Raw genomic sequence first — 17,423 nt, 5'->3', positions numbered from 1 at the left:
CGGTGCGACCGCGGACGCGCCGATGCAGAACGACAGGGTCAGCAGTGCCTGAAGGTTCAGATGCCGTGCACCGGCGGGGGTGGCGCTAGCCGCGGACCCCACCCCCCCCCCGCCCGGCCGGGGCGACGTCGGCGGAGTTCAGGCTTCGGAGCCTTCGAGGATCACGGAGCGGGTGAGGTTGCGGGGACGGTCCGGGTCGTAGCCGCGGGCCTCGGCGAGGTGGACGGCGAGACGCTGCGCGCGGATGAGGTCGGCGAGCGGGTCGAGAGCGTCGCTCGCGTCGCCGGACGCGGCGGAGTACACGCCGCCGACGCGGGCGATGTCGTCGGCGAGTCCGCGCGGCGCGTCACCGAAGAGCCAGGCCACACGGCCCGGGCCGGTGATGCTGATCGGGCCGTGGCGGTACTCCATGGCCGGGTACGCCTCCGTCCAGGCCCCGGCGGCCTCGCGCATCTTGAGTCCGGCTTCGAGGGCGAGGCCGTAGGTCCAGCCGGTACCGAGGAAGGTGAACTGCTCGGCGTCGCGGACGGCGGGCGGGAGGGGTTCGGCGGTGGCGCGCTCGGCGTCCTGGACGGCCTGGGCCAGCTTGCGGACACCGGCCGGCAGGGCGTTCTCGGCTTCGAGGTGCGCCCGCAGGAGGGCGAGGACCGTGGTGGCGAACCTGGTCTGGACGACGGACTGTTCGTCTGCGAAGTCGAGGACCGCGACGGCGTCGGCGGCCGTCATGACGGCAGTCGCGGGGTCGGCGGTGATGGCGCCGGTGGCGGTGACGCCCTTGACCCGGGTCAGCAAGTCCAGGACCTCGGTGGTGGTGCCGGAGCGGGTGATGGCGAGGACGCGGTCGTAGCTCCGGCCGTGCGGGAACTCGGAGGCGGCGAAGGCGTCGGTCTCGCCGTGCCCGCCCGCCTCGCGCAGCTCTGCGTAGGCGAGGGCCATGAACCAGGACGTGCCGCAGCCGACGACCGCGACGCGCTCACCCCGACGCGGCAGGGCATCCGAGAAGTGGGCGACCGACTCGGCCGCACGGCGCCAGGTGTCCGGCTGGGAGGTGATCTCGACGGAGGTGCGGGAACTCTCGAAGGTGGTCACGCGATTCCTTGGGTTCGTAGGGTCGATTGCCCATGCTCTGTTGCGAGCATTTGAGATGTCAATACATGCGTGAAAGTCAGCTTTTCTGAGCAGTTTCGAGCATCTGGATGGAGATCTTGCGCCGGAACCGGGAGTAGACCGGGGAATCGATCTCGCCGGCGACCGCGCACGGCACGGCGGCGGCCGACAGGGCCACCGCCTCGCACAGGATGACCGGCCATGCCGCGCGGTCGGCCAGGCCCGAGGCGATCCCGGCGACGCAGGCGTCCCCCGCGCCCGTCGGGTTGCCGAAGAGCGTTTCCGGCGGAGCGGCCCGCCACGCCCCCTCCGGGGTGATGGCGTACAGACCGTCGGGGCCCGCTGACGCCACGACGGTCCGGGCGCCCCGGGCGCGGAGCTCCGAGGCCGCCTTCGGCAGGTCGTCGCAGCCGGTCACCTCCGCGATCTCGGCCGCGTTGGGCTTGATCACGTCCGGGCCCGCCTCCAAGGCGGAGACGAGGCCCGGGCCCGACGTGTCCAGCACGGTCGACGCCCCCTCGGCGGCCGCGATCCGGATCAGGCGCGCGTAGGCGTCCACGGGCAGCCCCGGGGGAGTGCTGCCGCTCAGGACGACGACGCTCGCGCCTTGGACCAAGGTGGTGTAGTGCGCGACGAACGCCGCCCATTCCGTGGCGGTCACTTCGGGGCCCAGGCCGTTGAAGACGGTGGCGTCACCGTCCTCGCGCGAGGTGACCGCGACCGTACGCCGGGAGTCGCCCGCCACGGCGACGAAGGAGTCACGGATTCCGGCGGCACGCAGATCCTCGCGCACCGCTCGGCCCGTCGGCCCTCCCGCCAGTCCGGTGGCGACAGGCGCGTGCCCGAGGAACGCGAGTACCCGTGCCACGTTGATGCCCTTGCCGCCGGCCCGCTCGTGCGCCGCGAGGACACGGTGCGACGTCCGGGGCCGCAGCTCGGCGACGTCCCAGGTGACGTCGAGGGCCGCGTTGAGCGTGACGGTGACGATCATGGTGTGGTTGCTCCTGTGAAAGGGGTGGGGGCGTGGTGGGCGACCGCCTGCCAGGCGGTCAGGCCGGCGCCCAGGCAACCCGCTTGGTCTCCGAGACCGGCCCGGACGAGAACCGGGGTGCGCTGGAAGGTGAGCCGCGCTGCCAATCTGTCCCGTACGGGGTCGAGCAGGAGCCGGTCGGCTTCGGCCAGACCTCCCCCCAGGACGACGAGTTCAGGGGCGACCAGGCTGGTGGCCATGGCCAGCGCCTCCGCCAGGCCGTCCGCGGCGTCGTCCCAGACGGCCCGGGCGACGGGGTCGCCCTCCCGCACGCGTGCGGCCACGTCCGCGGCGCCGGCGGCCGGCCGGCCGGTACGCGCGGTGTAGGCGCTCGCGACAGCGCGAGCCGACGCCAAGGTCTCCAGGCAGCCGTGACCTCCGCAGGCGCATGCCGTGCCCCCGCGCACCCTCACATGGCCGAGCTCCCCGGCGAATCCGTCCGAACGGACCGGCCTGCCGTCGGCGACCAGCGCGGCGGCGATGCCCGTTCCCACCGCGACGAAGAGCACGTTCCGCGCGCCCCGCGCCGCGCCGAGGGCGCACTCGGCTGCGCCGCCCGCCCGTACGTCGTGCCCGAGTGCCACCGGAAGCCCGGTGCGCGATTCGAGGACGGCAGCTAGTGGGAGGTCGCGCCAGCCGATGTTGGCCGACCACACGGCCCGACGCAGACCTTCGTCCACGATGCCGGGCACCACGACACCCGTGTGTGCGACCCGTAGCCCTCGTTCCGCGGCCAGCCGTTCCAGTGCGAGCAGGGTCTCGGCGATGGCGTCGACCACGGCGGTCGGTCCGTCGCCGCGCGGCGTCGGGCGGTGCAGCGACACGACAGGACGCATGGCACGGTCCAGCACCGCACCCTTCATGCCGGTCCCGCCGACGTCGAGAGCGAGCACACACGGCGGGAGACCGCTCGTGGGCGAGGCGCTTGAGGCGCTGACGTCCATAACTGACGACCATTCAGAGTGAGTGTTTATGCGCGCTGCAACCATAAATCGAGCGTATTCTTTCAGACTAGGTGATCGTGAGGTAGGTCTGGAAGGGTTGTTCACGGAACGGCGGACGGGTGCGGGGCCGCCTCGCGTGCGGGAAACGCCGTCCGAGGTGATGCTCGATGTTGTCGCGCTACGATCAACTTCGCGCAGGCTCCCTTCGGTCCAGCGGTCCCTGTTCAGGCGCCTCCAGGCGCCTTCAGGCGCACAGGCGGCCGGGAACCCGAGCGTGCGGTTCGAACGTCTCAGGGGCACAGAAGGGTTGGGGCAATGTCCAAGCAGACGCGGTGGAGCACGTTGCTCGAATTGCTGGCAGTCGAGGGCAAGCTGGACGTGGAGCAGGCCGCGGTCGCCGTGGACGTCTCACCCGCCACCATCCGCCGGGACCTCGACGAGCTCGCCGAGCAGCGGCTCCTCGTCCGCACGCGGGGCGGGGCGATCGCGCACGGCGTGTCGTACGAGCTTCCCTTGCGATACAAGTCCTCCCGCAGGGCCTCCGAGAAGCGGCGGATCGCCGCAGCCGTGGCGGACCTGCTGAGCGTGGGGGACGTCGTCGGCCTCAACGGCGGCACGACGACCACCGAGGTGGCGCGCGCCCTGGCCCTGCGGACACGTGGGGGCGCAGGTGAGTCGGGAGAGGGGCATTCCGGCCCCCTGTACACGGTCGTGACCAACGCCCTGAACATCGCCGGTGAGCTGGCTGTCCGCCCGCAGTTCAAGATCGTGGTCACCGGGGGCGTGGCGAGGCCGCAGACCTACGAGCTGGTGGGACCTTTGACGGCAGGAGTGCTCAACGAGGTGGTGCTCGACATCGCCGTGCTCGGTGTCGACGGGGTGGATCCGCAGCTGGGAGTCATGACGCACCAGGAGGACGAGGCCGGCATCAGCCGGCTCTTCGCGGAGCGCGCCCGCAAGGTGATCCTGGCGACGGACTCCTCCAAGATGGGCAAGCGCGCCTTCGCGAGGATCTGCGCCCTCGACCACATCGACTCCATCGTCACGGATGCGGACATCGCCCCGGACATGGCTGCCAAGCTCACCGAGGCCGGCATCGAAGTGATCACCGTCTGAGTGGGGTGCCCTGACGGGCACCACGCATGCTTCACCGCCCCCGTACGCCCGACGGCGTACGGGGGCGGGTCTGTTCCGCGCACGTGATGCCCGCGCTGGAGTCGTGAAACGCCCGACTCCAGCCTGATTGTGCATCGTTCGCATCACAGCCCCTGGTACCGAAGGCCGCCATCGTGTTTACTTTGGCCACGGCAGATGCTCGTTACTGAGCGAAAACCTGGAAGATAGCCCAGGTTCATGCAAGCTCCGAGGCTGCTGCGGTTTCTGCACCCCACCGGCCGCATCGTCGTGACGATCGGCAGATACGAAGGCGGTACTGACGATGAACAAGCGGATGTTCGTGGCGGCCTGCACCATCGGTGTGCTCACCCTCACGGCCTGCGGTGGCGGCGGAGGCGGCAGCGATTCGGCGAACGGAGAGGTGACGCTGAAGCTCGTCGCCGCGGACTACGGGGACAAGGCGTCGAACAGCTCGACGGCCTACTGGAACGACGTGGCGAAGCGCTTCACCGCCGCCAACCCGAAGATCAAGGTCGACGTCCAGGTCATCAACTGGAACGACATCGACGCCCAGGTCAAGACAATGATCCAGAGCGGCAACGTACCGGACGTGCTCCAGACCGGCGGCTACGCCGACAAGGTCGCCGACGACCTGCTGTACAAGGCTGAGGACGTGCTCTCGGAGTCGACCCGGGCGAACCTCGTCGACAGCTTCGCCAAGGCCGGCGAGGTCGACGGCACCCAGTACGGCATCCCCTTCGTGGCCTCCGCGCGCGCCCTCTTCTACAACAAGACCCTGTTCGCCAAGGCCGGTGTGGCCGAGGCGCCCAAGAGCTGGGACGACATCCGGGCCGCCGCGGAGAAGATCAAGACCAAGGCGCCCGGCATCACTCCGTACGCGCTCCCCCTCGGCCCCGAGGAGGCTCAGGGCGAGTCCCTGATCTGGGAACTGGGCAACGGCGGCGGCTACACGGACGCCAAGGGCGGCTACACCCTCGACAGCAAGGCCAACATCGAGGCGTTCTCCTGGCTGAGGACGAACATCGTCGAGCCCGGCCTGACCTACGCCAACCCCGCCACCACCGATCGAAAGACGGCCTTCGCGGACTTCGCGGCCGGCAAGACGGCCATGCTCAACGGCCACCCCTCGCTGATCCAGATGTCCAAGGACGGCAAGGTCGACTACGGCGTCGCGCCCATCCCCGGCAAGAACGGAGCTCTGGCGTCCACGCTCGGCGTGGCCGACTGGATGATGGCGTTCAAGGACGGCGGCCACAAGGAAGAGGTCAAGAAGTTCCTCGACTTCGCGTACTCCAAGGAGAACACGCTGAAGTTCGACGAGACGTACAACCTCATGCCGGTCACCGAGGACACCCTCAAGGAGATGACGGCCAACGGCAAGCACAAGGACCTGGAGCCCTTCTTCTCCCTGCTGCCTAAGGCCGTCTTCTACCCGCTGGGCGACACCACCTGGGACGCCGTCTCCGCCGAGATCAAGAAGAGCGGCGGCACCGCCGTGAACGACCCCGCGAAGGTGTTGGGGGAGCTCCAGAAGAAGGCCGAGGCAGCGGTCGCCGACCAGTAGGCCCCGCGCTCCGCACCGTCACGGAAGGCACCTTCGTGTCCACCACCTCTTCCGCCGCCCGCCCCAGCCGCAAGGGCCGGGGCGGCCTCGCCCGCCTCGGCCCGCTGCCCTGGATCGGCCCCGCGGTCCTGCTCATCGTCCTGGTCGTGCTCTGGCCCGTCTACGAGATGGTCCGGACGTCGTTCCTGAAGATCAGCAGCAGCGGTTTCGTCCGCGGCTCGGCCGGGTTCGACAAGTACAAGCAGCTGTTCGCGGAGCCGTCGCTGCCCTCGGTCATCGTCTCCACCGTGGTCTGGACCCTGGTCGTGGTCACCGTGACGATGGTGATCTCCCTGGCGCTGGCCCAGCTGTTCAACCAGCAGTTCCCCGGCCGCCGCGTCACCCGCTGGGCACTGATCGCACCCTGGGCCGCCTCGCTCGTGATGACCGCGATCGGCTTCAAGTGGATGCTCAACCAGACGGCCGGCGTCCTCAACACCGCGATGACCGACCTCGGCCTCATCGACAGCCCCGAAGACTGGCTGGGCGACCCGTCCACCGCCTGGCCGTGGATGATGTTCGTGGCCGTCTTCGTCTCGCTGCCGTTCACCACGTACACCCTGCTCGCCGGCCTCCAGACCATCCCCACCGAGGTCTACGAAGCCGCCAAGGTGGACGGCACGAACAACTGGCAGACGTACCTGCGGATCACCCTGCCGCTGCTGCGTCCGGCGCTGCTCGTCGGCATGGTGATCAACCTGATCAACGTCTTCAACTCGTTCCCGATCATCTGGTCCATGACGCGCGGCGGCCCGGACAGTGACACCGCCACCACCACGGTCTTCATGTACCAGCTCAAGAACGCCGACATCGGCGAGTCCGCGGCGATGTCCGTCGTCAACTTCGTCCTCGTCGTGGTCATGGTCGTCCTCTTCCTCAAGGCCAGCCGCTGGAACCAGGAGGAGAACCGATGACCCAGCGCACCCTCGCCCCCACCCGCCCCGTGGCCCCCTTCGGCGCCGCGCCGGAGGCCGCCCCCGCGCCTCCGCGGAACCGGCGCCAGCGGTCCGTCACTCCCCGTACCCTGCTGATCGCGGCCGTCGCCTGGCCTCTGGCTGCGGTATTCCTGCTGCCGTACCTGGAGATGATCGTCACCGCGCTCCGGCCGGCCCACGAACTCCGCGACGCCACCTACGTCCCGAGCACGTTCGAGTGGGCGAACTTCATCGACGTGTGGCGCGAGTCCCACCTCGGGGACAACCTCCGGGTGACTTTGCTCGTCTCCGCCGGTTCCACGCTGCTCGTCCTGCTGGTCGCCATCCCCGCCGCGTACTACACCGCGCGCATGAAGTTCCGCGGCCGCAAGCTCTTCCTGCTGCTGGTCCTCATCACCCAGATGTTCCAGCCGACGTCGCTGCTGGTCGGCCTCTACCGCGAGTTCTACCAGCTCGACATGCTCAACTCCGTCTGGACCCTGATCCTCTGCAACGCGGCCTTCAACCTTGCCTTCGCGATCTGGATCCTCACCGCCTACTTCTCCTCCATCCCCGAGGCGCTCGAAGAAGCGGCCATGATCGACGGCCTGGGCCGGGCAGGCGCGCTCCTGCGGATCACCCTGCCGCTGGCGATGCCCGGCGTCGTCACCGCGATGATCTTCACCTTCATCGCCGCGTGGAACGAGTTCGTCATGGGCCTGACTCTCTCCACCGTTCCCGAGAGCCAGCCCCTCACGGTCGGCATCAACAGCTTCATCGGCAACTACACCGTGCAGTGGAACTTCCTGTTCGCCGGCTCGGTCATCGCCATCGTGCCCGTCGTGATCCTCTTCGCGCTCATCGAGCGCAAGGTCGTCTCCGGTCTCACCGCCGGCTCCGTCAAGTAACCCCTGCCGACCGCTCCCTGTCGTACGCCCGACGATCGGCAGGGAGCGGGCCACCAGCCGTTCCACCAGGCAAGAGGAAGCCCTCGCCCCGACCCCGACATGCCCTGACAGCAGAGGGCTCCGCGCTGGAGACTCTCCGGTCCGCTCTCGAAACCTTGACCCGCGGACTCCACGCGGGGCATTCAGTCAATTGACTCTCGTCTTCGCGGACTCATCCGCTTTTGGCGTAGGCCGCTTCCTGGCGCCCGCCGGCGATCAGGGGTAGATGGGCTGCGACTGCGAGGGATCCACCGCGATCGGTGCTGCGAGGGGCGCTTCCCTGTCCGATGAACGGCCGGCCCCCGCTACCGCGGCGTTGCCGAGTCCCTGGGATCTTGGGGACCAGTTGGGGACCAACTCGCGTTGACCGGTCAGCGGGCGACCGCGATCGGGCTCGGCAGGGACCGGGGCGTGCGTCTGCGGTGTGATCAGCAGCCTCGGCACCACGAGACGGAGCCGACTCGCCACGGGAACCGCGGAGACTCCCCAAGGGGAAGGTCCATGGCGCGGCCGGCGTTCGTGCACGTGCCCTCCCGGAACACGTAGTACGCCCGGTCGGAGTTGTTGATGACCGATCCCGGCGACTTCTCGGTGAAGTCGACACAGCCGTTCGGCTCCTCGTTGGGCTCGGGCGGGCCGCCCCACTGGAAGCCCTGGAAGTCGGGGCCCTCCCAGAGGCAGATGTGGCCTGCCGGGCATTCCGCCCTCGGCGCCGACGGCAGTTCGGAAGCCGTATGGGCGACGGTGGCGGGGGACAGCGCGGCCACCGTCATGATCAGTGTGGTCAGAAGGTTCCGGACTCGCATGAGAGCTCCAAAGTTCGGTGTCAGGTGCTGCATTCGCCGAGGCGGGTCGAGCCGACCCTGTTGTCCCCGCCGGGGTCGAAGGCGCCCGCGGCCCCCGGTTCCACGCGCGGCGGGATCACCCGACCTGGCGAAGGGCGTTGCGGAGGAGGGTGTCGGCCACCTCCACAGCCGGCTCGGCACAAGGCCGAGCCGGGGACGTTGCTACGCTAGGAAGTCAAACAGTGACTCTGTGTATTCAATCATGAGTACGTCCGCCCGGCCAGGGCGGCCTTTCACGCGTTCGGGGACCGCATGCGCTCCGGGTCGTCGACCGGTCGGGAAGCGTGCGGGGAAATGCGGCGCCGATGCCGGGCAGGCCGCGTAGGACGGGCGGACTTCTCCGCGTACGCGGACGACAGGTGCATCGGCGACGCCCTCAGCGGCCCCGGCCGTCTGACGTGGCGTCCGGCGCGGCGACGTGGGCCGGACTGCGGTACGAGGGAGGGGACTTCGGGCGCGGCGGCGGTGTCGTCGAGGCCGGGGTCCGCGACCGCTGGGGCGTCGGGGCCGTCGCCGCCTCGCCCGCGATGGCCCGTCCGGCGCGCGGGCAGCCGGCACGGGGCGAGGCACTTCGACGGCTCCTGGTACCCGTCGACTTCGCACCCTTAGCCGAGGCCGCCCAGGCCGCTCCACCCGTCCCAGGCGCCGCCGCGGCCGCCGCGGCCCGGACGGTCGCCGCGGGCGGTCTCGGCCTGGAGGGCGGCGCGGGTCAGCGGACCGTACACGCCGCGTTCCTCGGGGATGGCGCGGGCTCTCTGGAAGCGACTGAGGGCCGCCTCCAGGAAGGGGCCGAACACGCCGTCGGTCGATCCGAGGTACAGGTAGAGCCGCTGGAGCCGACGCTGGAGGTCCGCGACTTCGGGACCGGTGCTGCCGAGGCGGAGTACCTGTGTGTCCGGGTCCTCGGGCGGCGGGGTGGTGCGGGTCGGCGGCGGGGTCGGATCGGGCCGGCGGGTGGGGCGCGTGGGCGGTGCGGAGGTCCGCGCCGGGGTGCGGGGCGCCGCCGAGGTCGTCGGGCGGCCGGACACCGTCGGCCGCGGGCCGGCCGTGCCGGTGGCCGGGGGCACGGTGGCCGGTGTCGTGGCCGGCGGAGGGGGCGTCGGCGTCCGGGTGGGGGACGGCGGTTCGGCGTCCGGGGTCTCCTGGGGCGGCGGGAGATCGGGCATCGTGAGGGTCAGCTCGTCCGCGGGCCCCCGGTCCATTCCGGAGGTCAGCCCCACCGACAGTCCGAACCCGGCTGCGAGCGCACCCGTGATGAGCAGGGGCAGCGACATGCCGCTGCGCCGCTCGCGCTCGCGCTCGGGCGGTGGCGCGGCCCTCCGTGCCCGCGGGGCCTTCCGTACGTGCCGGGGCTTCCCCGCCCGGTGGCGCGCGTGCGAGCCGCCCGCCCTGGAGACCGCCGGCAGGCTCGGCGTGGCGTCGAAGAGCTCGACGTCCTGCACGCGGGCCCTCGGACCGTCACCGCCGGGGCGGGCGACCTTCCCGAAGACCTCGTCGCCCGGCGCGGGCCATGCCTCCGGTTCGGGGGTGGCGCTGGATGTGACTGCTGTGGTCAGGGCAGTCCTGTTGCGCATGCGGGTGCTCCATATGTGGCGAAGCCGTGTGTGTCGGGGGGGAGTCGAGGAGACTTTGACCGCCACTCAAGGCAAGCGTCAACTGCGGACGAGTCACGCAAAACCGGGCGCTCGCGGCGTTGGTTCTTAAACAACCCTTAATAAGTGACGCACGTCACCCCGACCCCCGCCCATATGTGGGTGACGCGCCACCAGAACGGCCTGCGTCCACCCGACTTCACGGGGCGACAGCCCCCCGAATCGTGCATATACAGTTCCGGGTGATGCCATAGAGAGACAGGAGGCAGTGGTACATGCCATGGCACGTCGAACCCAGCCGGAACGGCACACACGGCAGAGCGCGACGGAGGCGTCGTCGCACCGCGCGGCCTCCGTGGTCCGCGCCCGGCGTGACGCCCTCGGCCGGCGCCCCGTACGACGCCGGCCGGCACGCAAGCCCGGCTCACGCACCCATGGAGGCCCTCCCCGGGCCCGGGCGGGCCGAACGCCGCCGCGCCGCCGCCGCCGAGCAGGGGCGCGGCAGAGGCCGCAGGACCGCGCCCGTGCCGAACCGGGGCGCCACCGGGACCACCGACGGGCGCCCCCTCTCCCGCGTGGAGGCGCGGCGTGCGGCCCGGGAGGCGAGGGCGGCCACGGACGCTGTCGGGGCGGTCGTCGGCGAGCTGTTCATCTCCCTCGGCGTCGTCATGCTGCTCTTCGTCACCTACCAGCTGTGGTGGACCAACGTCCTGGCCGGGCAGGAGACCGACCGGGCGAAGGAGCAGATCGAGGACACCTGGGCCAAGGGCGAGGACGACGGCGACAAGCCCGACGCGTTCGAGCCCGGGCAGGGCTTCGCCATCATGTACATCCCCAAACTGGACGTCGTCGTCCCCATCGCCGAGGGCATCAGCAAGAGCAAGGTCCTGGACAAGGGCATGGTCGGCCACTACGGCGAGGGCACGCTCAAGACGGCCATGCCCGCCGACAAGCAGGGCAACTTCGCCGTCGCCGGCCACCGCAACACCCACGGCGAACCGTTCCGCTACATCAACCGGCTCACGCCCGGCGACCCCATCGTGGTCGAGACGCAGAACGCGTACTACACGTACGAGATGGCTAGCATCCTGCCCCAGACCTCGCCGTCGAACGTCTCGGTCATCCAACCCGTCCCGAAGGGCTCGGGTTTCACCGAGCCCGGCCGGTTCATCACGCTGACCACCTGCACACCCGAGTTCACCAGCACCTACCGCATGATCGTGTGGGGCAGGCTGGTCGAAGAACGCCCGCGCAGCAAGGGAAAGCCGCAAGCGCTCGCAGGCTGACGAGCCCGGGCGACCGCCCGGGCTCCGGCCCGCCCCTCAGGCCAACGCCTCCGGGGCCTCCAGTTTGATCCCGACGTTGCGGACCGTGTGCAGGTACCGGGGCCGGGTCGCCGATTCCCCGAGCTTCCGGCGCAGCCAGGAGAGATGGACGTCCACGGTGCGCTCCCCTCGGTAGGTCCGCAGCCACACCTGCCGGAACAGCTCGCTGCGCGCCACGACGACTCCGGGGCGCCACGCCAGGAACTCCAGGAGGTCGAACTCCTTGCGCGTCAGGTCCAGCGGGGAGCCGTCGAGGAAGGCCAGGCGGCGTGCCGCGTCGACGACGAGACCGCCCACCTTCACGACGTCCGAGCACCGGGCCCCGGTGCCGGAGGCCGCCCGCCGCAGCACCGCGGTCATCCTCGCGATGAGGTGCTCCACGGAGAACGGCTTGACGAGGTAGTCGTCGGCCCCGCTGCCCAGCACCCGTACGATCTCGCGCTCGTCGTGCCGGCTCGTCACGACGACGACGGGGATGTCCGAGACGGTACGGAGCATCCTGAGCATCTCCAGGCCGTCGAGGTCGGGCAGGCCCAGGTCGAGCACCATCACGTCGAACGGCTCGTCCAGGACGGCGCGCAGCGCGCCCAAGGCCGTCCCGTGATCCCGCACGGTGTACGAGGCGTCCGAGAGACACCTGTGCAGGGCGGAGCGAACGGACGGATCGTCCTCGACGAGTAGCACCTTTGCCATGTGGTGCACGCTACGTGACACACATATGTGTGGTGACGCCGGGGCAGGTACCGGATGGAATGGGAGGGCATGGCATGCGGCGGCATGTCGGCCGCAGGGCGAGGGTGGGCCGCTGCGGGCCGCATCGCACACCTGCCCGGTTAAGGATCTTTAAGACATCGGAAAGCCCGAGTTAACCCCTCCCGCGCACATCGCCTCCTAAGATGGCATGTGCCGCAGACGGCGACGCCGGGAGCTCTCGCCGGCGGGAGGGGATCGATGCTTCGAGCGGTCCCGGAAATGCGTGCAGACCGGCGGAGGGGCCGGTCCGCTACTTCGCGGGGGTGGCCGCGGTATAGAAGACGGAGGACCCCTGCTTGGTGCGGTGTGCCTGCCCCTTGGCGACGAGGTTCTCCAAGGAGGTGCGGACGACGGTGGTCTGGATATGCCGGTCGCGGTGCTGCTCGCCGAGGGCGGTCGTCACTTCGGACGCGGAACAGGGAGTGCTGCTCGTGGCGAGGTAATGGCGGATCAGGTCGACGAGCGTGGGCTTTCCGGCGCCGAAATTCCTCCCGGCCTTCCCGCCCTTCCCGGCCTTCTGCCGGGGGACCTGGCGGCCGGATGCCGGAGCGCCGGCCTGAAGCGCCTGCTGAAGATTGATCAGAACGCCGTGGTCGTGCGTCAGCTCGTCGAGTTCGGCCGTCAGACGTTCGACCTCGTCGCGGATCCGCTCCTGCTCCGCCACATTGCGCTCGAGGTCATCGGCGACCTTGCTGCTGTACGCGGACGTGAGTTCCGTTTCTCCCGGCATGCTTCTCTCTTCGTCGAATGGGGCGGACGCGCAGGACGTCGCCCCGCCGCTTTTCCGCTGTCGGCTTCTCCGTGTTCCGCTGGTCGTTCTTCGCTTTTCCGGAGAGGGCTCACATCAGTGGTGTCGCCCGGCGGCGGACTCGTCCCGGGCTCCGCCGGGCGGTGTCGACGCGAGGGTGCGGAGCCGCGACACGTCGCTGTGTCTGCTGATGGAACGCGCTCCCTTCGAACTCGCGGTCACGCCGCGGATGCCACAGGAAGACGCGGAATCCGAGTGCGCCGAGCGGCGCGTGGCGCACAGTCGGCTGCGTAAGCCGACGCCCACTGTAAGGCATCGCCTTCACATACACGGCTTTCAGGTATCGGCATGCCATGGGGGAGCTCTATTGGCCATACGACCAATTTGTGTCTAAGAAATTGTGAGATAAACAAAGATGACCGCTTCGACCGGTGGAACCACCGGGAATCGGGCGCCGCGTCACCGGCCGCGGTCGCTCAGCCGCGGTCGCTCCGCAGGTGCCGGCCGATGGCCGCCTCGTCGTCGCCGAGGATCGGCAGGGGGCCGACCACCACGATCGCCCCGACCATCGATCGGACCGTGCACCGCAGTCCCGGCGCGGAGCCGAGGCCGGCCATGACGTATCCCCTCGGGGGAGACACATATGCCATGGCACAGATGGCGCTGCCGAACGCTTTCCTTAATGAAGTCCTAAGCGTGGGTACGAAGACATATGCAACCGTCCCTCCTGTGTTTCCATGTGACGGTGGCGCAGGGCACATGACCTGCGGTGGGCGGGCGACGACGCGGCTCGGACGGATGCCGGGAAGCGCGGGCGGGAAGCCTGCCACCGCCCATGCCCGGCCTCGAAGACGAACGAGAGTCCACGACGGCCTGACAGGCAGGACGCCGACGACGCCCCGCCGGCCGAGGTACTGCGCACCGGGCGCGCGAGCAGGCTCCTCGCGCAGGAGCTGAGGACGAGCGACGGCACCCGCCTGACCGCGGACGTCTCCGTCCGCCCCGTCACCGAGGAGGGCCGGACCGTCGGCGCCGTCGTCGCGCTCACCGACCGCCGCCCCTACGAGCGGCTCGCCGACGAGTACGTCGCCGCGCAGACCCGCTGCCTCCGCAACCACAAGGCCGAACTCGAAAGGCAGCAGCAGTGCACCGACCGGGCCGTGGACCACACCCGCGAGCTCACCGAGTTCCTCTCCGGCCCCCTGAGGGGGGCGCTGCACCACCTGCACGCCGAGATGAGCCGGCTCGCGGAAGACAGCTCCCGCCCGCTGTGGCCCGAGGCGACCGTCAGCCTCGAAGCCCTGGCGGCGGACGTGCGCATGGCCATGGCCGTCGTGGACGCCCGGTCCCGGCCGTACCGCCACGACAGCACGCCGGTGGGACCGCAGCGGCGCACGGTGCTCATCGACGACCTGGTGCAGGCAGGGGTGCGGGCGGCGGCGGCCTTCGCGGGACCGGGCCGCGTGCGGTTCTCGGTCCACGCGCCGAAGTTCCTCGTCCATGTGGACCCCGACGACATGACGACCGCCGTCGGCCGGCTGATCGCCCACGTCATCCACACCGATGAGGACGACGCGGCCGGCCTCGGACCGCACCACGTCTTCGTCGCGGCCCTGCACCAGCGCAGCCTCCTGCGCATCGAGGTGCGCGGCCCCTGCAACGGCGGCGCACGGGAGCACTTCGACATCGTCCAGCGCATCGCCACCGCCCACGGCGGGACGCTCCGCGCGCATCGGGCGCCGGACGCCGGTGGCGGCACCTACGTCCTGGAGCTGCCCTCGGCCGTCCAGGACGAGGCCGCGGCCGCTGCCGACGAGACGTCCGCGGCCGCTCTCCGACCCCCGGGCCGCCACCGCTCCCTGACGGCATAGCCGCGGTAGGCGAAGGAACGGCGAAGACGTGGCAGACGAGACGGCCGTCGGGGGTGGTGGTGTCCAGGCGTTCGTGCAGAGAGCAGAAGCCGATCTCGCGGCGGCGGAGTTCGCCGACCATGTTGACCAGGTCCTTGAGGGATCGGCCGTAGTGGTCGAGCGCGGGGACGAGGCGGCATGCGCACGGCGGTGGCGGCTGAGGGGGGTGCCGGCCTTTCTTCGCGCTGGTGGTGGTCTGAAATCGGTCCTGCGGTGATCGTCATGGCGAGGGCCTACTGCCCCCGGTCAGTCGGCCAGTGCGGTCAGGTGGTCGGGGTGGTGGGCGGCGACGTCGTGGGCGGCTTGGACGAAGGCGGCGACGGCTGCGGATCGCGAGGTCTCCGGCCAGGCGACCATGACCGCGCTGGGGCTGAGGCCGGTGACCGGCCGGTATGCGATGTCCGGGCGCTGGTGCCGCTTGGTGGTGGAGAGTGACAGGAAGGCCACCGCCTGGCCCAGCGCGACCACCTCCAGGAGTTGTTCGACGCTGGCCACGAGCGGCCCCTCAGGAGTGTCGGCCGGCGCCAAGCCTGTGTGGCCGTCGCCTGCTTCCGCTCCGTCGCATCCTGTGTAGTAGGCGGTGGCGGAGGGGTCGGCCCCTTTCCAGCGCGGGATCGGTTCGCCCTTGAGGTCGGTCAGCCGCAGTCGCCGGCGTCCGGCCAGGCGATGCGCGGCGGGGAGGACGGCCAGTCGCGGTTCGACCACGAGCGTCTGGGAATCCAGCCCTTGACCGTCGAACGGGCTGCGCAGCAGCGCTACGTCGGCACGGCCGTCCCGCAGCATGGCGATCGCCTCTCCGCTGCCGCCGACGACGACTTCAGGCGGCGGCAGATGCGAACCCGTTCCCCGGTAGGCGGCGAGGATGTCCCGCAGCAGCCCGGCATCGCCTCCCGGCTTGACCGCCACGACGAGCTGGGGCGTCGACTGACCGGCCCGGCATGCACGCCGGGCCGCCGCGTGCACCGCGTCGACCGCGATCCGGGCCTGGTCGAGCAGCACCTGACCGGCGGTGGTCAGCCTCACCTGCCGGGTGGTGCGCTCCAGCAGGCGTACACCGAGCCGGGACTCCATCTGAGCGATCGCCTTCGACAGCGGCGGCTGCGCCATCCCCAGGCGTTGCGCGGCCCGGCTGAAGTTCAGTTCCTCGGCGACCGCGATGAAGTACCTCAGCTCCCGCACCTCCAGCTCACTCATATCTGTGGACTATAGATCCAGAGCCTTCCGGTCTTTCCCTACCGCTTGTGGGTGAGGAGAGGCTGGGTGTCATGACGACTTCGCAGAAGACTGCTCTGATCACCGGTGCGAACAAGGGCATCGGCAAGGAAACGGCGCGCAGGCTCGCGGCCCTCGGCATCACCGTGCTGATCGGCGCCCGCAACGCCGAGCGTGGCGAGGCGGCGGCCGAGGAGCTTCGCGCCGACGGCGCCGACGTACGGTTCGTACCGCTGGACGTCACCGACGAGATCTCGGTCCAGGCCGCCGCCAAGCACATCGACGCCACGTTCGGCCGCCTCGACATCCTCGTCAACAACGCCGCGATCGCCGCCGGACCGCAAAAGCCGAGCGAGACCCCCGCCGCCACCGTCCGGCAGGTCTACGAGACCAACGTGTTCGGCGTCATCGCGGTGACCCACGCCATGCTCCCCCTGCTACGCCGCTCCGCCGCCGCACGCATCGTCAACATGTCCAGTGAACTCGGCTCCCTCACCCACCTGGCCGACCCGGGCAGCCCGTGGTCCGCCTACTACTCGATTCTCCTCCCTTACTGCACCTCGAAGAGCGCGCTGAACGCGATCACCGTGCTCTACGCCAATGAACTGCGCGCCGAAGGGATCCTGGTCAACGCGGTGAGTCCCGGCTACTGCGCGACCGACCTCAACCGCCACTCCGGGATACGCACGGCGGAGGAGGGCGCGGCCGTCGCGGTTGACCTGGCGACGGCGGGCGAGGACGGCCCGACGGGCGCCCTTCTGGCCGAGGACGGGCCGATTCCCTGGTGAGACCATGCCGCGCCGTCTCCGCCCGAAGCCCGACGGGGGTGTTCTCACCCCCGCCGTGACGATCACCGGCCTCTTGCGCGGCGCCCATCCGCACCGGCCTTACTGGTAGTTGGTGGGCGCACAAGCCAAGACGGGCACGAGGCGAAGGAAGCGGGAAAGGGGCACGGCGCGGACGGCCGGACGGGGGAGACCAGACCATCCGCGCCGTGCGGAGTGCGTGCCGGTAGGGCCCTGCCCTCCAGCGGGGGACGCCGGCAGGGCGGAGGTGTCCCGGAGAGAGCCGGAAGACCTCGTGCACGCAAGAGGATTATGGCACAGGCGTTTGCCCCATGTGTCATATGCGGCAAGGGGTATGACGCTCTCTCATGCCATGAATTGAGGGGCAGCCTCATTCCCGCCTGATCGTGACCTCAAGGAACCCTTAAGAATCACCGGCCGGTGCTCATGGGCCTCAAATATGCCATCACCGGATGATTACTGAGGTTTTCGGGTTGTCGTCGGGGAGTGACGGTTCATGATCCCTGCGGTATGCCGGTGGGATGAGGTATCCGGAGGGTGGGGGCCTGAC

Annotated in this window: 17 protein-coding genes; 7 read left to right on the top strand and 10 right to left on the bottom strand. The window is 70.1% G+C overall.

Annotated features, from left to right (window positions below):
* Window positions 1–138: 138 nt before the first annotated feature.
* The 3 genes from ACFVZH_RS38540 to ACFVZH_RS38530 all read right to left on the bottom strand — a co-directional run bounded on the left by ACFVZH_RS38540 (window position 139) and on the right by ACFVZH_RS38530 (window position 3,030).
* Complete coding sequence (locus ACFVZH_RS38540; protein WP_384905058.1) at window positions 139–1,089, bottom strand: SIS domain-containing protein; 951 nt, start codon at window positions 1,087–1,089, stop codon at window positions 139–141.
* A gap of 76 nt (window positions 1,090–1,165) precedes the next feature.
* The gene (locus tag ACFVZH_RS38535; protein ID WP_384905056.1) at window positions 1,166–2,098 is read right to left on the bottom strand and encodes a 1-phosphofructokinase family hexose kinase; all 933 of its coding nucleotides are present in this window, start codon (window positions 2,096–2,098) and stop codon (window positions 1,166–1,168) included.
* Window positions 2,095–3,030: an ROK family protein gene (locus ACFVZH_RS38530; RefSeq protein WP_384905054.1), complete on the bottom strand. Its 936-nt coding sequence runs from the start codon at window positions 3,028–3,030 to the stop codon at window positions 2,095–2,097. The genes ACFVZH_RS38535 and ACFVZH_RS38530 overlap by 4 nt, the downstream gene beginning before the upstream one ends.
* A 366-nt stretch (window positions 3,031–3,396) precedes the next feature.
* Between ACFVZH_RS38530 and ACFVZH_RS38525 the strand changes: the two genes are divergently transcribed.
* From ACFVZH_RS38525 to ACFVZH_RS38510, 4 genes are all read left to right on the top strand, one after another.
* Window positions 3,397–4,197, top strand: a complete 801-nt coding sequence (locus ACFVZH_RS38525; protein WP_384905052.1) for a DeoR/GlpR family DNA-binding transcription regulator — start codon at window positions 3,397–3,399, stop codon at window positions 4,195–4,197.
* Between the two features lie 322 nt (window positions 4,198–4,519).
* Entirely contained in the window at window positions 4,520–5,782 is a 1,263-nt protein-coding gene (locus tag ACFVZH_RS38520; protein ID WP_384905050.1) for an extracellular solute-binding protein, read from the top strand.
* A 35-nt stretch (window positions 5,783–5,817) separates the two neighbouring features.
* Entirely contained in the window at window positions 5,818–6,735 is a 918-nt protein-coding gene (locus tag ACFVZH_RS38515) for a carbohydrate ABC transporter permease (protein WP_384905048.1), read from the top strand.
* Window positions 6,732–7,643: a carbohydrate ABC transporter permease gene (locus ACFVZH_RS38510; protein WP_384905046.1), complete on the top strand. Its 912-nt coding sequence runs from the start codon at window positions 6,732–6,734 to the stop codon at window positions 7,641–7,643. Before ACFVZH_RS38515 ends, ACFVZH_RS38510 begins: the two co-directional genes overlap by 4 nt.
* 467 nt (window positions 7,644–8,110) lie before the next feature.
* On the opposite strand, the gene ACFVZH_RS38505 is transcribed toward ACFVZH_RS38510, so the two are convergent.
* A complete protein-coding gene (locus tag ACFVZH_RS38505; RefSeq protein ID WP_384905044.1) occupies window positions 8,111–8,488 on the bottom strand; it encodes a peptidase inhibitor family I36 protein in 378 nt (125 codons plus the stop codon).
* A 644-nt stretch (window positions 8,489–9,132) separates the two neighbouring features.
* Window positions 9,133–10,101 carry a peptidoglycan-binding protein gene (locus ACFVZH_RS38500; protein WP_384905042.1) on the bottom strand — a complete coding sequence of 323 codons (969 nt, stop codon included), beginning with the start codon at window positions 10,099–10,101 and terminating at the stop codon, window positions 9,133–9,135.
* A 293-nt stretch (window positions 10,102–10,394) separates the two neighbouring features.
* On the opposite strand from ACFVZH_RS38500, the gene ACFVZH_RS38495 reads away from it, so the two are divergent.
* On the top strand, window positions 10,395–11,405 hold the full coding sequence (locus tag ACFVZH_RS38495) for a class E sortase (protein WP_384905041.1): 1,011 nt from the start codon (window positions 10,395–10,397) through the stop codon (window positions 11,403–11,405).
* 36 nt (window positions 11,406–11,441) lie between these two features.
* On the opposite strand, the gene ACFVZH_RS38490 is transcribed toward ACFVZH_RS38495, so the two are convergent.
* The 4 genes from ACFVZH_RS38490 to ACFVZH_RS38475 form a co-directional block, all read right to left on the bottom strand.
* Window positions 11,442–12,137, bottom strand: coding sequence for a response regulator transcription factor (locus ACFVZH_RS38490; protein WP_384905039.1), 696 nt, complete (start codon window positions 12,135–12,137; stop codon window positions 11,442–11,444).
* Between the two features lie 310 nt (window positions 12,138–12,447).
* A complete protein-coding gene (locus tag ACFVZH_RS38485; RefSeq protein ID WP_384905037.1) occupies window positions 12,448–12,927 on the bottom strand; it encodes a hypothetical protein in 480 nt (159 codons plus the stop codon).
* 494 nt (window positions 12,928–13,421) lie between these two features.
* Window positions 13,422–13,586: a hypothetical protein gene (locus ACFVZH_RS38480; RefSeq protein ID WP_384905036.1), complete on the bottom strand. Its 165-nt coding sequence runs from the start codon at window positions 13,584–13,586 to the stop codon at window positions 13,422–13,424.
* Between the two features lie 910 nt (window positions 13,587–14,496).
* Complete coding sequence (locus tag ACFVZH_RS38475; protein WP_384905060.1) at window positions 14,497–14,937, bottom strand: hypothetical protein; 441 nt, start codon at window positions 14,935–14,937, stop codon at window positions 14,497–14,499.
* On the opposite strand from ACFVZH_RS38475, the gene ACFVZH_RS38470 reads away from it, so the two are divergent.
* Window positions 14,845–15,072, top strand: a complete 228-nt coding sequence (locus tag ACFVZH_RS38470; RefSeq protein ID WP_384905034.1) for a hypothetical protein — start codon at window positions 14,845–14,847, stop codon at window positions 15,070–15,072. The two genes, ACFVZH_RS38475 and ACFVZH_RS38470, sit on opposite strands and share 93 nt — an antisense overlap.
* A 29-nt stretch (window positions 15,073–15,101) precedes the next feature.
* On the opposite strand, the gene ACFVZH_RS38465 is transcribed toward ACFVZH_RS38470, so the two are convergent.
* Window positions 15,102–16,049 carry a LysR family transcriptional regulator gene (locus tag ACFVZH_RS38465; RefSeq protein WP_384905032.1) on the bottom strand — a complete coding sequence of 316 codons (948 nt, stop codon included), beginning with the start codon at window positions 16,047–16,049 and terminating at the stop codon, window positions 15,102–15,104.
* A gap of 71 nt (window positions 16,050–16,120) precedes the next feature.
* On the opposite strand from ACFVZH_RS38465, the gene ACFVZH_RS38460 reads away from it, so the two are divergent.
* Window positions 16,121–16,855 carry an SDR family oxidoreductase gene (locus ACFVZH_RS38460; RefSeq protein ID WP_384905030.1) on the top strand — a complete coding sequence of 245 codons (735 nt, stop codon included), beginning with the start codon at window positions 16,121–16,123 and terminating at the stop codon, window positions 16,853–16,855.
* The last annotated feature ends 568 nt before the right edge of the window (window positions 16,856–17,423 follow it).

Source organism: Streptomyces sp. NPDC059534, assembly GCF_042743475.1.
Taxonomy (GTDB): Bacteria; Actinomycetota; Actinomycetes; order Streptomycetales; family Streptomycetaceae; genus Streptomyces.
This window is presented reverse-complemented; position numbering and strand designations above follow the sequence as displayed.